The 14,586-nt window shown below is 62.5% G+C and carries 14 protein-coding genes and 2 pseudogenes; 4 read left to right on the forward strand and 12 right to left on the reverse strand.

Annotated features, from left to right (window positions below; translation table 11 throughout):
• Positions 1–67: 67 nt before the first annotated feature.
• Positions 68–364, reverse strand: a complete 297-nt coding sequence (gene groES / locus NKI50_RS25215) for a co-chaperone GroES (protein ID WP_019863563.1) — start codon at positions 362–364, stop codon at positions 68–70.
• Between the two features lie 610 nt (positions 365–974).
• On the opposite strand from groES, the gene NKI50_RS25220 reads away from it, so the two are divergent.
• Both NKI50_RS25220 and NKI50_RS25225 read left to right on the forward strand, forming a co-directional pair.
• A complete protein-coding gene (locus NKI50_RS25220; RefSeq protein WP_245278729.1) occupies positions 975–1,118 on the forward strand; it encodes a S46 family peptidase in 144 nt (47 codons plus the stop codon).
• Between the two features lie 4 nt (positions 1,119–1,122).
• Positions 1,123–1,736 (forward strand): annotated as a pseudogene (locus tag NKI50_RS25225) (S46 family peptidase).
• 803 nt (positions 1,737–2,539) lie between these two features.
• Here NKI50_RS25225 and NKI50_RS30580 read toward each other — a convergent pair.
• From NKI50_RS30580 to NKI50_RS25280, 11 genes and pseudogenes are all read right to left on the reverse strand, one after another.
• A pseudogene (locus tag NKI50_RS30580) lies at positions 2,540–2,704 on the reverse strand (NrtR DNA-binding winged helix domain-containing protein); the annotation flags it as partial.
• A 103-nt stretch (positions 2,705–2,807) separates the two neighbouring features.
• A complete protein-coding gene (locus tag NKI50_RS25235) occupies positions 2,808–3,074 on the reverse strand; it encodes an aspartate 1-decarboxylase (RefSeq protein ID WP_352717983.1) in 267 nt (88 codons plus the stop codon).
• A 68-nt stretch (positions 3,075–3,142) separates the two neighbouring features.
• Positions 3,143–4,126 carry a 3-oxopimeloyl-[acyl-carrier-protein] synthase BioZ gene (bioZ, locus tag NKI50_RS25240; protein ID WP_352717891.1) on the reverse strand — a complete coding sequence of 328 codons (984 nt, stop codon included), beginning with the start codon at positions 4,124–4,126 and terminating at the stop codon, positions 3,143–3,145.
• Positions 4,123–5,388 (reverse strand): adenosylmethionine--8-amino-7-oxononanoate transaminase, encoded by a 1,266-nt coding sequence (locus NKI50_RS25245; protein ID WP_352717985.1) that lies wholly within the window; start codon positions 5,386–5,388, stop codon positions 4,123–4,125. The genes bioZ and NKI50_RS25245 overlap by 4 nt, the downstream gene beginning before the upstream one ends.
• Entirely contained in the window at positions 5,388–6,023 is a 636-nt protein-coding gene (gene bioD / locus NKI50_RS25250) for a dethiobiotin synthase (protein ID WP_031194973.1), read from the reverse strand. Before bioD ends, NKI50_RS25245 begins: the two co-directional genes overlap by 1 nt.
• Positions 6,024–6,034: 11 nt before the next feature.
• The gene (locus NKI50_RS25255) at positions 6,035–7,174 is read right to left on the reverse strand and encodes an 8-amino-7-oxononanoate synthase (protein WP_352717893.1); all 1,140 of its coding nucleotides are present in this window, start codon (positions 7,172–7,174) and stop codon (positions 6,035–6,037) included.
• On the reverse strand, positions 7,171–8,169 hold the full coding sequence (bioB, locus tag NKI50_RS25260; protein WP_352717987.1) for a biotin synthase BioB: 999 nt from the start codon (positions 8,167–8,169) through the stop codon (positions 7,171–7,173). Before bioB ends, NKI50_RS25255 begins: the two co-directional genes overlap by 4 nt.
• A 95-nt stretch (positions 8,170–8,264) precedes the next feature.
• Positions 8,265–9,119 (reverse strand): carboxylating nicotinate-nucleotide diphosphorylase, encoded by an 855-nt coding sequence (nadC, locus tag NKI50_RS25265; protein WP_352515915.1) that lies wholly within the window; start codon positions 9,117–9,119, stop codon positions 8,265–8,267.
• Positions 9,119–10,660, reverse strand: coding sequence for an L-aspartate oxidase (locus tag NKI50_RS25270; protein ID WP_352717989.1), 1,542 nt, complete (start codon positions 10,658–10,660; stop codon positions 9,119–9,121). Before NKI50_RS25270 ends, nadC begins: the two co-directional genes overlap by 1 nt.
• The gene (nadA, locus tag NKI50_RS25275) at positions 10,657–11,631 is read right to left on the reverse strand and encodes a quinolinate synthase NadA (protein ID WP_352508058.1); all 975 of its coding nucleotides are present in this window, start codon (positions 11,629–11,631) and stop codon (positions 10,657–10,659) included. Before nadA ends, NKI50_RS25270 begins: the two co-directional genes overlap by 4 nt.
• 58 nt (positions 11,632–11,689) lie before the next feature.
• Complete coding sequence (locus NKI50_RS25280) at positions 11,690–12,658, reverse strand: NUDIX hydrolase (RefSeq protein ID WP_352515987.1); 969 nt, start codon at positions 12,656–12,658, stop codon at positions 11,690–11,692.
• Between the two features lie 173 nt (positions 12,659–12,831).
• Here NKI50_RS25280 and panB point away from each other — a divergent pair, with 173 nt between their 5' ends.
• The gene (gene panB / locus NKI50_RS25285) at positions 12,832–13,692 is read left to right on the forward strand and encodes a 3-methyl-2-oxobutanoate hydroxymethyltransferase (protein WP_352717895.1); all 861 of its coding nucleotides are present in this window, start codon (positions 12,832–12,834) and stop codon (positions 13,690–13,692) included.
• The gene (gene panC / locus NKI50_RS25290; protein WP_352717897.1) at positions 13,689–14,549 is read left to right on the forward strand and encodes a pantoate--beta-alanine ligase; all 861 of its coding nucleotides are present in this window, start codon (positions 13,689–13,691) and stop codon (positions 14,547–14,549) included. The genes panB and panC overlap by 4 nt, the downstream gene beginning before the upstream one ends.
• The last annotated feature ends 37 nt before the right edge of the window (positions 14,550–14,586 follow it).

Genomic DNA, 14,586 nt, shown 5'->3' on the forward strand with positions numbered 1-14,586 from the left:
GCCATTTTTAGCTCCTGGCAGGGGCTTGGATTGAGCCCGAAGATTTAAATGAGGGTGAGGCCGATATTCAGCCGATGATGCCCATGATGTCGGATTCCTTCATGATCAGAAGGTCTTCGCCATTGAGCTTGACTTCGGTGCCCGACCACTTGCCGAACAGGATGCGGTCGCCGGCCTTGACGTCCAGCGGGACGAGCTTGCCGGCTTCGTCGCGGGCGCCGGAACCGACGGCGATGATCTCGCCTTCCTGCGGCTTTTCCTTAGCCGTATCGGGGATGATGATCCCGCCCGCGGTCTTGGATTCGGATTCGACCCGGCGAACGACCACGCGGTCATGCAGCGGCCGGAAATTCGACTTTGCCATTTTTGGATTTCCCTGGTGCGGATGTTGAACGGTTCTCCGTTGCCGGAGCGTGGTTAGCACTCACCAGAAGCGAGTGCTAACGCGGCAGTGAGATAGGCCGTAGGCTCCTGCTAGTCAAGACGGAAGAGGGACGGGCGAAGAGCAAACGAGCGTGGAAGCACCGAGCCCTTTCCGTGAAAGACGTCGGAGATCGGACATGGATGGGGCGGCTCACCATTTGTAACTGAAGGCTTTATTCATTTGGCACGATTGGTGCAGCGGATGATCCGCAAACGTTGCGCGCGACAAATATGAGAGGTGAGCGCCATCAGGACTCTTGCGGTTAACGGGTCCACTCGGTGTTTACGGTGTTGGCCGCCGCGTGGGCGCCAGGACTCCGGCCATCCCGATAGTCACCAATCCAATCTGCGGAGAACAGGAGGCAAGATGAGAGCGACAGTCAGCATGAACTCGAATTTGAAATGTTTGGCCAAAGCAACTGCCATCGGCTTGCTCTGGACGGTCACGGCTACGTCGGCGGACGAAGGTATGTGGATGCCGGGCCAGACTGCGGAAGTGGGCGCGGCCATGCGGCCGTCTGTACGCTGACCCGCTCAACGCGATCGTATCACTGGGCGGATGCTCCGCCTCGTTCGTCAGTCCACAAGGGCTGGTCGCAACCAATCATCACTGCGTGTTCGAATCCATCCAATACCGCAGCAAGGAGGGCCAGGACTATCTCACAGACGGCTTTCTGGCGAAGAGCCCTGGGTGAAGAATTGCCCGCGGCGCCAGGCAGCCGAATCCATGTGATCGAGGACATGCGGGATGTGACCGCCGAAATGCTCAAGGGCGTCTCGGACAAGCTGAATGGGTTTGCCCGCTATGAGCGGCTCGCCACGAACCGCAAGGCCCTGATCGCCGCATGTGAAGGATAGCCCAATCGCCGCTGCGACGTAGGGGCCTATTATGGCGGCGCCTCCTACTATCTCCAGCAGAAGCTCGAAATCGAGGACGTGCGCCTCGTCTATGCGCCCGCGCTCGGCATCGGCAACTTCGGCGGCCAACGGACAACTGGATGTGGCTGCGCCACACGGGCCACTTCGGCTTTTATCGCGCCTATGTCGCTCCTGATGGTTCCTCCCGGCCATATGCGCGCGACAATGTGCCTTACCGGCCGAAGAGTTGGCTACCCATAGCCTGTGAAGGCGTCAAGGAAGGCGACCTTGTGATGGTCGCCGGCTTTCCCGGCGCAACCCACCAGTTCCTGACCGCGGATGAAGTCCGGTTCAACTTCGCGCAATTCGAACCGCGGTTGCAGCGTTCGCTCTCGGATTATCCCGCCCAGATCAATCAGGCAACGGCAGGCAATCGCGAGGCGCAGATCCATTGACCGCCCGCTTCACAAATTGGCTCGGCCTAAAACGCATGGGAAAAGCAGAAAAGGCAACAGATCGGCACCAGAATGAATATGGCCGCGCGAACTGACAGACGCGCCAACAATCGGCATCTCGCATGGTCGGTGGCACTGGACGTGGCTCCCACCCTGCTGGCGCGACTCCCCATCAGGTCGTCGGGGTTTCGATGGCGAAAGAAACTTCCGCGTGTCTCTGCGCGATCCATCCCGCTTGCGCGTGCCTAGTCAACCAAAAAACTGACCATCTGCAGGATCAGGATCAGCAAAAAAAAGCCAAAGGCAGACGCCAAAACAGCTGCCAGCAGGACGATGCGTTGTTTCTTCACCCACAGTTCCCCCGGGAGAGAGTCTAATGATAATCCGTAAAAAAGGCGCCATGGAACAGGGCGCCTCACGCTCATTTGTGCAAGTTTAAAGTTTAGCTTGCCTGCTTTATGTAATTGGACGTTTCTTTTATGCAACACTTTTCCAAGTGTTACTTGCACAAATCGAACGTATCGCACATTTAGACGAACTGTACATTCGATAGCGACTTTGACGCACGCGTTTACTGGCGGTATACATCCTTCACCGTTGCCGCAAGGCATTGGCCCAGACGCGCGGCACCTCCTTCACGACAAAGGTTGAAAGCCCGTCCTCGGGCGTTTCATTTCCAAGATCACTTCGATCAACTCATACGGGCTTCCCGAGCGAGACCGTGGGTTCGGACGGTGCGAATGAATTTCTCGTTATAATCGAATTGATTATAAGGGATATTTCTACGTTGAGTATAAAGGATGTCAAGCCCGCGCCAGCGGCAATTTTGTCCGGGCGACCTCCGTTTCGTCGAGGACATGGTGGCGGAAGCGATAAAGCTTCGCCGGCCGACCGCCGGTATCAAATGCACTTTCGCCGGTCTCCTCCACCAGTTCCTGCTGCTCCATCAACCGGCGAAAGTTCTGCTGAAGCGCCCCTGCCGATGTAATCGTCAACGCCGTCCGCGTCAGCGCATTGCCATCGGCGAGAAGCCGACGACATTGTTGATGACGAACGTAACGATCCGCGGCTTCAGACAGGAATGTGCGCTTCGTCCAGATGGATGGAGTGGACTGGCAGGTTCCGGGCGGCCGCGCCGTTGAGGATGCAGCATCGAGAGCCGCGCTCGCCGAGGATGACATAGGTCGAGATTCGCGCGCCGGAAGTCTTGCTCCATGTCTCCACGAATCCATTGGCAGGATCCCGGGTTCTTCGCGTGGTCAGGGTCGAGCAGTATCGAACCGTGGTAGTTGAGCTTTGCTCGGTGACGTGGATGCCGTGCAGCTTGCCGGCGACTATTTTCGCATTGGTCCCGTTGTCCTATTCATCTCACAAAGTCAGTCCTGATGTTGAGCAGCTTCGCTGGGCTAAATCCCGACGACGAGCGCCCCGCCGCTGAGTCCCGCACCTGCCGCCGCCAGGAGTATTTTCTCGCCCGGCCGAAACGGCTCCGCTTGATTGGCGAGCGACAGTGAGAGCGGGATCGTCGCGGCGGAAGAGTTGCCATATTCGGCGATCGTCTTGACGATCAGGTGATCGGCAACGCCGAGGTTTCGCCCGACCGCATCGAAAATGCGAGCATTGGCCTGATGCGGCACGAACCGGTCGACATCCTGTGGTCGCACTCCGGCAGCGGCTAGCGCGCTTATCGAGCAATCGGTCATCATCTCGACGGCCTTTGCGAACACTTCGCGGCCGTCGGTCATCGTCATTCGGGTTTGCGCGAGGTCGAGGTCACCGTGGAACGGCTTGTTGCTTCCCCCTGCGGGAATCTGGATCAGCCCGTATCGCGAGCCGTCCGAATCCACAGAGGCACCGAGAATCCCCCGATCAGTATCCTCGGAGGGACCGATCACGAGGGCGCCGGCGGCATCGGCAAACAGCACGGCGCTGGCGCGCTCAGAGGGATTGATGCGGCGGCTGAGGATATTGGCGGCGATAACAAGGCTCGCTTTGCCGTGCAGGCGGGTAAATCCGTCCGCAAACATCAGCGCATAGATGAAGCCGGCGCAGGCGCCGGTCAGATCGACAGCGCCGGCGCGGCCGAGCCCCAGCCGATGTGCGACCAGGGGCGCGCTGGGCGGCAGGAGGTGATCGGGCGTCGAGGTGGCAAGCAGCAGCAGACCGATGTCGTGGCGCGCAATGCCGGCGCTGGCCAGCGCCATGGCCCCGGCCTGCGCAGCAAGACCAGACAGCGTGTCTTCGTTTGTTGCCCAGAAGCGCGACCGGATTCCAGTACGCCGCTCGATCCAGCCCGGTTCGAGGCCGAGATCGCTCTCGATCTCGGCATTCGCCACCTTTCGGCCAGGCGCATGATGGCCAAACCCGAGAAGGCGCGACAACCTGCTCATGGGCTCGAACCGAAGCGTTCGCCGGCCTCCTCGATCGCGTCATGGAGCCGATCGAGCTCGTCGCCGGTGACGCAATAGGGCGGCAGGAGATAAAGGACATTGCCGAGCGGGCGCACAAGCAGGCCGAGCTCGAGGAAAAAGGCCCGCAGCTTAGGTCCGATCTCGGCCAGATAGCCGGCAGAGCCGGCGCGCAGGTCGAGAGCCAGGATCGTGCCGATCGCGCGGCTGTCGATGAAGTTGGCATTGTCGCGAAAGCGTCGAAACCCGGCGGCCTGCCTCGCGCTCAGGGTGGCGATCCGCTCGGCCACCGGCTCGTCACGCCAGATCTCGACATTGGCGAGTGCTGCCGCGCAGGCGATCGGATTGGCCGTGTAGGAACTCGAGTGGAAAAAAGTCTTCTTCCGATCGTCGGAATAGTGGGCCTGGAAGATGGCATCGGTGGCGAGCGTGGCCGCGAGCGGGATGGTGCCACCGGTCAAGCCTTTCGAGGTGCAAAGGATATCAGGAGAGATCGATGCCTGCTCGCAGGCGAACATGCTCCCGGTGCGTCCCCAGCCGGTCATCACCTCGTCGGCGATCAGCAGCGTGCCGGAGGCTTCGGCAATCTTCTTCAGTCCGGTCAGAACCGAGGCCGGATACATCCGCATGCCGCCGGCGCCAAGCACGAGCGGTTCGACGATCAGCGCGGCGGCGCGCCGGTCGCGGCTGACGGCCTCGAACCGATCCAGTGTTTCCTGCTCGCGCCCGGCGGCCGGGAAGGGAATGGTGTCGACCTCGAACAGCAAGGGTTCGTAGGCGGCGTTGAACACGCCACGGGCACCGACGCTCATCGTGCCGATCGTGTCGCCGTGATAGCTGTGCTCCATGACGACGATGCGCGAGCGCGGCGCGCCGATGTTGCGGAAATAGCCGAGCGCCATCTTCAGCGCGACTTCGACGCTGGTCGAGCCGCTGTCGGAATAGAACACCCAGTCGAGTCCGGCGGGAGCGAGCCCGACAAGCGCCTTGGCCAAGCATTCGGCAGGCTCGTGCGTGAAACCTGCGAAGATGATCTGGTCGAGGCTCGAGGCGGTCGTCTCGATCGCCTTTATAATGCGGGGATGGCGGTGGCCATGGGTGACGACCCACCAGGAGGAAATGGCGTCCAGAATGCGCGCGCCATTGGGTTTGTGGAGATACGCGCCTTCAGTCAGGACGATTTCAGGGATCGCCGGCTCGAGCGCGTGCTGGGTGAAGGGATGCCACACACGGGATTGCGGCATCATCCGCCTCCGGCAATCAAAGCGAGGTCGAAGCCGGCAATCATCGCTTGTCTCAGCGTTTTGTCCGTCAGCGGATCGAGGTGCGGCAGCCTGCCGAGTTGCGGCACGTCGCCGAATTCCACGATCGTCCGTTGCGTATCGGTCATCTCATCGCCGATGAAGGCGATGCCAGCCAGCGGGATAGCGCGCGCCCGCAGGGCCTCGATCGACAGCAGGGTGTGATTGATTGTTCCGAGCGCGGTGCGGGCGCACAGAATGACCGGCAACTGCCATTGCTCGAATATGTCGATGAACCTTGTCCGGCGGTTCAGCGGCACCATCAGCCCGCCGGCGCCTTCGATGACGAGCGGTGTCGGCAGGACCGGAAACGAAAGATCGGCAGCCTCGATCGAAACGTCGTCGATTTCGGCCGAACGATGCGGCGACAGCGGGCTCTTCAAGCGGTAGGCTTCCGGCAGCACGCGCCCCGACGGCAGCCCGGCAAGTCGCGCAACCGCCTCGCTGTCGGTCTCGCCGTCGAGGCCCGATTGCACCGGCTTCCAGTAGAAACCGTCAAGCAGGCCGGCAAGCCCGGCCGAAAACACCGTCTTGCCAATTCCGGTGTCTGTTCCGGTGATGACGATGCGCTTGGTCATGTCGCCTCCGGTCATGTCTGGGCCAACACCTCGACGAGCGCCTCGACCATGGCGGAAATGTCGGCTTCGCCGATATTGAGCGTCAGTGAGATGCGCAGCCGCGACGTGCCCTCGGGCACGGTCGGCGGACGAATGCCGCGTATGTCGAAGCCGCGGGCCTGCAGGCGCGCCGAGACTGCCATGGTGCGCCTGACATCGCCGATGACAAATGGCTGGATTTGCGAGCCGCTGGGCGTGACGCCGCAGCGATCGACCAATTGGCGGCCTGCGAGGGCGACGCGTTCATGCAGCTGAAAACGCCGCATAGGCTCGTCGGCGAGCATTGCGAGCGCTTCGCGCGCCGCGACCGCCATCAGCGGCGAGGGCGCGGTGGCGTAGATGAATGGCCGGCAACGGTTGATCAGATACTGGCACAGTGTCCTCGGCCCGGTCACGAGCCCACCAGATGCGCCGAGCGCCTTGCCGCAGGTGTGGAGCGCGACGATGTTGTCGCGGCCCTCGAAAGCGGCGGCCAGCCCCCGGCCGTCCGGTCCCCAGACGCCGGTCGCGTGCGCCTCGTCAATGACGATGAATGCGTTGTGCCGATCGGCAAGCGCGGCCAGGCTATCCAAAGGCGCGCAGTCGCCATCCATGCTGTATAGGCTTTCCACCGCAATCCAGACGCATCCCATGCCGCCTTCGGCGCGCCAACGCTTGATCGCGTCCTCGACAGCATCGACGTCGTTGTGCGCGGCCAGCTTGAACTCGGCACGTCCGGCCTGTGCCCCCTCATGCATGCTGGCATGGGCGAGCTCATCGAGGACCAAAAGGTCGCCCTTCTGCGGCAGCGCAGTCAGCAGAGCGAAGTTGGCGATGTAGCCGCTGCCGAAGAACAGCGCGCGGTCGGCTCCAAAGAATGCCGCCGCGTCTGCCTCGAGCTGCTCGTGTTCCGGTGCATTGCCGCGCAACAGCCGCGACCCGGTGGCGCCAACCGACGTGCCCCGCGCAATCGCCGCCGCAACCGCTTCGCCAAGTCTTTTGGAGGCGGCAAGTCCGAGATAGTCGTTCGACGAGAAGTCGCGCCCGGCGCGCGGCTTCAGCGTCCGCAGCCGGTCCTTGCGCGCCAGTCCCTGCAAGGTCGCCTCATAGCGGGCAAGCGGTGCCCCGTTCATTGCGCCTCGAGTTCCATCGGCTCGATGCCAAGGCGCCGGAACAGCAGGGTATCCTTGTCCTCACCGGGATTGTCCGCCGTCAGCAGCGTGTCGCCGACGAAGATCGAGTTGGCGCCGGCAAAAAAGCACAGCGCCTGCATCTCGTCGGTCATGGCGGTACGGCCGGCGGAAAGACGGATATGCGATTTCGGCATCATGATGCGCGCCAGCGCGATCACGCGTACGAATTCGATCGGCTCGATCGGCTTGGCGTCGGCAAGCGGGGTGCCGGCGATCGGAATGAGCATGTTGATCGGAACGCTTTGCGGATGTTCCGGCAGATTGGCCAGCGTCACCAGCATGCCGATCCGGTCCACCGGCTCCTCGCCCATGCCGACAATGCCGCCGCAGCAGACCTTGATGCCGGATTGGCGAACGTGCTCGAGCGTCTCGAGCCGCTCGGCAAAGCTGCGCGTGCTGATGATCTCGCTGTAGTAGCGTTCCGACGTATCGATGTTGTGGTTGTAATAGTCGAGGCCTGCCTGTTTCAGACGAGCCGCCTGCTCAAGATCGAGCATGCCGAGCGTCATGCAGGTTTCCATGCCCAGCGCCTTGACGCCTTCGACCATCGCCACGACCGCATCCATGTCGCGCGCCTTGGGGTTTCGCCAGGCCGCGCCCATGCAATAGCGGGTGGCGCCGGCGTCACGCGCTTTCTTCGCCTCGGCGACGACGCGCCTGACCTCCATCAGCTTCGACGCCTTCAGGCCGGTCTCGTGATGCGCCGACTGGCTACAATAGCCGCAATCCTCCGGGCATCCGCCTGTCTTGATGCTGAGCAGCCGGCTGAGCTGGACCTTGTTGGGATCGAAATTCTGGCGGTGCACGGTTTGCGCGAGGAAGAGGAGATTGTTGAAGGGGGCATAGTGAAGTGCCCGAGCCTTCTCCAGGGTCCACGCTACAGGGTCACGGGATTGAGCCTGTGGCGATGTCTGCGTTGGACTGGCTGTTTGCATGTCCATGCTGTTCCTCCGGTTCTGCCTTGCTTTGCTGTCTGATTGATGACGATCGGAAAGGACAGTTGATTCGATCCTGTTCGTTCCTCAGGCAATCATGAGCCCCAATAGTCGAGGCCGATATCCAGGATCGGCGCGCTGTGGGTCAGTCGGCCGACTGAAATCAGATCAACGCCGGTCGCGGCAATCGCTCGCGCTGTATCGGATGCGATCCCGCCAGAAGCCTCGGTGATAGCACGGCCGCCAACGATTGCGACGGCGCGGCGAAGATCGGCGAGGGACATGTTGTCGAGCAGAACCGCATCGGGAGCGAAGCCAAGTACCTCCTCCAACTGGGCCAGCGTATCGACCTCGACTTCGATCTTGACGAGATGACCGGCCCGTCTTCGTGCTCGCTCCAGCGCCGGGCGAACGCCGCCTGCGATGGCGATGTGGTTGTCCTTGATCAGAATTGCGTCGTCGAGGCCGAAGCGGTGATTGGATCCGCCACCTGCGCGCACGGCATATTTTTCGACTGCCCGCAATCCGGGCGTCGTCTTGCGCGTGCAGACGATCTTCGCGCCATATCCACGAACCGCAGCGACGATCGATGCCGTTGCTGTAGCGATGCCGCTCAGATGGCACAAAAAATTGAGTGCCGTCCGTTCGGCTGTGAGAATGGCCCGGGCAGGGCCAACCACTGATGCAATGACCTCTCCATCCATGACATTGGAGCCGTCTGCCCGCTCCACCGAGATTTCGACATCAGGATCAATCAAGCGGAAAGCGAGCATCGCCAGATCGAGGCCGGCGACAACTCCGGACTGGCGCGCCGCCAGCACGGTTCCCGCTTGGTGTTCCTTCGGGACGATGGCCTCCGTGGTCAAGTCGCCGGCTCTGCCAAGGTCTTCAAGAAGAGCTGCCCTTACAAGCGGCTCAAGCATGATCGTGGGAAGCGGTGAGAACGTCATCACTTTGCCCCTTCGAGGCTTGGCGAGTGTCCGAGTTCCCGCGCAGCGGCCAAGGCGGCTTCGAGGGTGATTTCGGACCGTCGGGCGACAGTCGCATGATGAGGAAAATCTGTCCGGTAATGAGCGCCGCGGCTTTCTTGGCGCAACAAGGCGGCAACCGCGATCATTAGCCCGACAGCCGCCGCATCCGAGGCCGCGTCCTTGCTTTCGGCGAGCGGCAATAAGGCACGTGCGGCTGCTTTCAAACCTTCACCATCCCGGACGATGCCGAGTGCGCGCGACAGGAAAACACGCACGGGTGTCGGACCGGGCGATGGGTAAACGTCCGCAAACGCAGGCTTTGTTCTGCGAGCAGGCGTTCCGGCGACACTTTCAGCGACCCAGCGCGCGCACACGACGGCCTCGGTCAAGGAATTGCTGGCGAGCCTGTTGGCGCCATGCAGTCCTGTCGAAGCGACTTCGCCGCAGGCCCACAACCCCTTGACGGAGGTCCTACCGGAGCCGTCCACGGCAACGCCACCCATGTGGTAGTGTTGGGCCGGACGAATGGGGATGAGATCGCGCGCGGGATTGATGCCGGCTCCACGACAGGCTGATGCGATTGTCGGGAAGTGTCGAGCAAATTCCGGGCCAGGCCGTTGCCGCGCGTCTAGAAAAACACGGTGGCCGTTGGCAAGATGGTTCCAGACGGCGCGCGCCAAGACATCACGAGGCGCAAGTTCCGCCCCTGGCACGCTCTGGAGAAAAGCTTGGCCGGTTTCGTCGATCAGGGCAGCACCTTCGCCGCGGACGGCCTCGCTGAGCAGCACCATAGGGCGTTCCGGGCCGTCAAGCGCGGTCGGGTGGAACTGGATGAACTCGAGGTCGGCAAGGACAGCTCCAGCGCGGGCCGCAAGCGCCAGGCCCTGTCCACAACTGCCCGAAGGATTCGTGGTGTCGAGAAACAGTCCCCCGATCCCACCGGTGGCGAGGACGACCCGCCGTGAGCCGAAGAAGACAGGTCCTATCGAACCGCTCGCCCAGACGCCTCGGATCGCATTCTCTCGCACCGCCAGCCGGCGCGCTTCCACGCCCTCCACGACAACAATCGAGGGAGTGGAACGCACAGCCGCGATCAGGGCACGCATGATCTCACGCCCGGTGCCGTCACCATGCGCATGAACGATGCGACGTCGGCTGTGTGCGGCCTCCAATCCGAGGCACAGTGATCCTTTCGGCGTACGGTCGAAGGGAACCCCAAAGCCCGCAAGCCCCTCTATCGCCTTGGGCGCGGCTTGGAGGATGCGGCTCGCCACGTCTCTGTCGCAGAGACCATCCCCGGCGGCAAGCGTATCGGCCAGGTGCAGTGCCGGATCGTCGTCTTCGCCGAAACTTGCAGCCAGACCACCCTGTGCCCACGTGCTCGAATTGTCAGCTCCCAGCAGCGTCCTGGACAGAAGCAGCACCGGCTCCGGCGCCAGTTGAAGCGCGGTCATCAGTCCGGCGATGCCGCCGCCGATGATGATGGGCCGCCCGAAGAAGCTGCGGACATCGGCGCTCAAATTGCCAGCATCCGTTCGACCGCAAGCCGCGCGCGCCCGGCGATCCCGGGTTCGATGGTTACGATATGGTGGTTCTGCTCGAGCGCCATGCGGATGTTGGCAAGCGTGATCCGCTTCATGTGCGGGCACAAATTGCAGGGCCGGATGAACTCGACCTCTGGGTGCGCTAACGCGACGTTGTCGCTCATCGAACATTCCGTCATCAGCACGACACGTGCCGGCCTTTGCCTTTCGACATAGTCGGACATGGCAGCGGTCGAGCCGGAAAAATCTGCTTCAGCCACGACGTCGGGCGGGCATTCGGGATGCGCGAGCACGATCACGCCGGGATGGCTTTCGCGCAACTCGCGGATGTCGGCCGGTGTAAAGCGCTCATGCACCTCGCAATGCCCTTTCCAGGCGATGATCTGCACATCGGTCTGGGCGGCGATATTCTGGGCCAGATATTCGTCCGGCAACATGATCACCTGGGGAACGCCAAGGGATTGGACGACCGCCTTGGCGTTGCCGGATGTACAGCAGATATCCGACTCGGCTTTCACTTCGGCCGACGTGTTGACATAAGTGATGATCGGCACGCCGGGATAACGCTGGCGCATCAAGCGCACGTCTTCTGCCGTGATCGATTCCGCCAACGAACAGCCTGCCCGCAGGTCGGGAATGAGCACCGTCTTTTGCGGATTGAGCAGCTTGGCCGTTTCGGCCATGAAATGTACGCCGGCCAGCACGATGACTTGCGCCTCGATCGTCGCAGCCGTGCGGGCCAGTGCCAAGCTGTCGCCGACGATGTCGGCCACGCAATGGAAGATCTCGGGGGTCTGATAGTTGTGCGCCAGGATGATGGCGTTGCGCTCGCGCTTCAGTGCAAGGATCGCCTCGATATCCTCGACGAAAGCCGGCCATTCGATCGGCGGGATCACTCGTCGGACGCGCTCGTAGAGAAACGCGGTCGCAGGCAGCATGGCGCTCATCGACCCCTCCAGCTTATACTCTAGTTGAAAATAACTCTTGCTGTGAGTATAAGCGATGTCAACCCCGCGCCAGCGGCAATTTTGTCCCGGCGATGACCCTCTCGTCGAGAACGGCGTGGCGGAACCGGTAAAGCTTCGCTGGCCGGCCGCCGGTCTCCGCGGTTGCCTCTCCGGTCTCTTCGACCAGCTCCTGCTGCTCGATCAGCCGGCGAAAGTTCGGCTTACGAACGAGCCTGCCGGCAAGCGCCTCCACGGTTCGCTGCAGCTGCAAAAGCGTGAAGACCGGCGGCATCAGCTCAAAGACGACCGGCCGGTATTTAATCTTGGAGCGCAGCCGCGCAATGCCGGTCGCCACGATGCGGCGATGATCGGCGACCATAGACTTGCTGGGCACCAGGGGAGGCAGCGTCGCGTCCCGTCCGCTTCCGGCCTCTTGGACCAGGCCTGCTTCGTAGACTAACTCATAGCGTTGAAGCGTGAGTTCCTCGTTCCAAAGGCGGTCGTCGAAGCCGAAGGCTATCGTCGCCCGCTGCCAGCGTTCACGTCGCGTGGCCGCGTCGCTGACGCCGTCTGCCCATTCAATCAGGCGCGGTCGCAGAACGTCCAGCACGACCGGAGGCGTGCCGGAGCGGTGGTCCTCCCATGGAAAATATTCATACCAGCTCTGCCAGCCGCACTTGGGCGAGCCAGCTGCCTGTTCCTTGCGGGTCAAGGCGAGATAGCTGATGGAGATGACGCGCTGCTGGCGCTCGGCGCCGATGCGATCCCGATCCGCGAAGGTGTAGAGTTGCTCAATGTACCCCAGCGGATGGCCGGTCTGCTGCTCGACCCACCCCCTCAAACCGGATTGCAGCGATCGGTGCTCAAGCGCAAATGGTCCGGAGGGAAGGGTGTCCGCCTGGCCGATGGTGAGGACACAGGGTTCACTGTCGTTTACGGCGACGACAAAGGCGATCAGGTCCACTTTGACTTCGTCGGCCTTGACGGCGGCTCCGTCTTTCCTGGGTCCTTTTGCCTGATCGTCCATGTTCGCGAAAGTGGTTGGCCAGCTCGGGGGCGCCTGAATCGATTTAAGTGTAAGCGCGCCTGTCCGCACGTCAACACCGCACAGCTGCACGGCCATTTTTAGCTCTTCGCACTTGCACAAAAATGTGGCAAACGCGACACCCGCGGTTGGTAACGTTGGGGAAGGAGGGTCCATTGAGTGCGTTTGGTGACACCAAGGCGATCACACCGCCGGATATTCGTTCGCGCAAAGGTGGGACGCCGCTCGTCTGCCTTACCGCCTACACGACGCCAGTCGCCCGGCTTGTCGATCCCCATTGCGATGTGGTGCTGGTCGGCGACAGCGTCGGCATGGTTCTCCACGGCCTGCCCTCGACGCTCGGTGTGACGCTGGAGATGATGATCACGCACGGCCAGGCCGTGCGCCGTGGCCTCGAGCAGGCGCTGATGGTCGTCGATCTGCCGTTCGGTTCCTTCGAGGAAAGCCCCGAGCAGGCTTTCCGCAATGCCGCGCGCGTCATGGCCGAGACCGGCTGCGCGGCCGTCAAGCTCGAAGGCGGCGAAACGATGGCAGAGACGATCGGCTTCCTCGCCGCGCGCGGCGTGCCGGTCATGGCCCATGTCGGCTTGACGCCGCAGGCGATCAACACCATCGGTGGCTACCGTGTGCAGGGCAGAGGCGGGGATGCCGAGCGCATCAGGCGCGACGCGCTTGCGGTGAGCGAAGCGGGCGCCTTTGCGGTCGTGCTGGAGAAGGTTCCCGAGGCGCTCGCCCGCCGGATCACCGGGGAGGTGGCGATCCCGACCATTGGCATCGGTGCCTCGGCAGCCTGTGACGGCCAGATTCTCGTCGTCGACGACATGCTCGGCCTCTTCGGCGACTTCCGGCCCAAATTCGTCAAGCGCTATGCTGAAATGGGGGAGGCCGCTGCGGCTGCGATCGCGGCCTATGCGCGGGAAGTGAAGGAGCGCCAGTTTCCGGCCGCCGAGCACGTGTTTGCCGATGCGCGCAAGCCCGCCGACGCGGACGCCACCAAGAGCGGAGAAGCAGCGTGAGCGTGCCGATTGTGAGGAGCGTTCCCCAGCTTCGCCAAATCATCGCCGCATGGCGCCGCGAGGGCGTGAGGATTGCCGTGGTGCCAACGATGGGCGTCCTGCATGAGGGCCATCTCAGCCTGGTGCGCGCGGCACTCGAGAAGGCCGACCGGGTGATCGTGACGCTCTTCGTCAACCCGAAGCAATTCGATAGCCAAGCCGATCTCGCCGCGTATCCGAGCACCGAGGACGAGGATGCCGCCAAGCTGGCACCGCTTGGCGCGCACCTGCTTTATGCGCCGGATGCAGAGGAAATGTATCCGGCGGCCTTCGCCACGACCGTTTCGGTGTCCGGTGTCAGCGAGGGCCTGTGCGGTGCCTTCCGGCCGGGACATTTCGATGGCGTGGCGACCGTCGTCGCCAAGCTCTTCCTGCAGACCAGCGCTGACTTCGGCTTCTTTGGCGAAAAGGACTTTCAGCAGCTTCAGCTAGTCAGGCGTATGGCCCGGGACCTGGATATTCCAATCACCATTGTTCCTTGTCCGACAGTCCGCGAAGCCGACGGTCTTGCACTATCATCGCGCAATGTCCGGCTCTCGCCAGTAGAGCGTGCTGTTGCCCCCAAGCTACCATCGGTCTTGCTCGAGACGGCTGAGCGGCTTGCCCGCGGCTCGCCCGTCCTGCCAACGCTTGCCGAAGCGCGCGCAGCAATTCTGGCTGCGGGCTATCGCGAGGTCGAATACCTGGAACTTCGCGACGAGGCAGATTTGCGACCCATGACAAGCCTTGACCGACCTGCACGCTTGCTTGTCGCGGCCTGGCTCGGCGGCACACGGCTCATAGACAACGTCAGAATATCACGGGTTTCAACAGATTAACGGGGTTCTCGGCACGCGCTGTATCCGTCCGGGATCG

This window comes from Mesorhizobium sp. M0563 (assembly GCF_040321065.1).
Classification (GTDB): Bacteria; Pseudomonadota; Alphaproteobacteria; order Rhizobiales; family Rhizobiaceae; genus Mesorhizobium.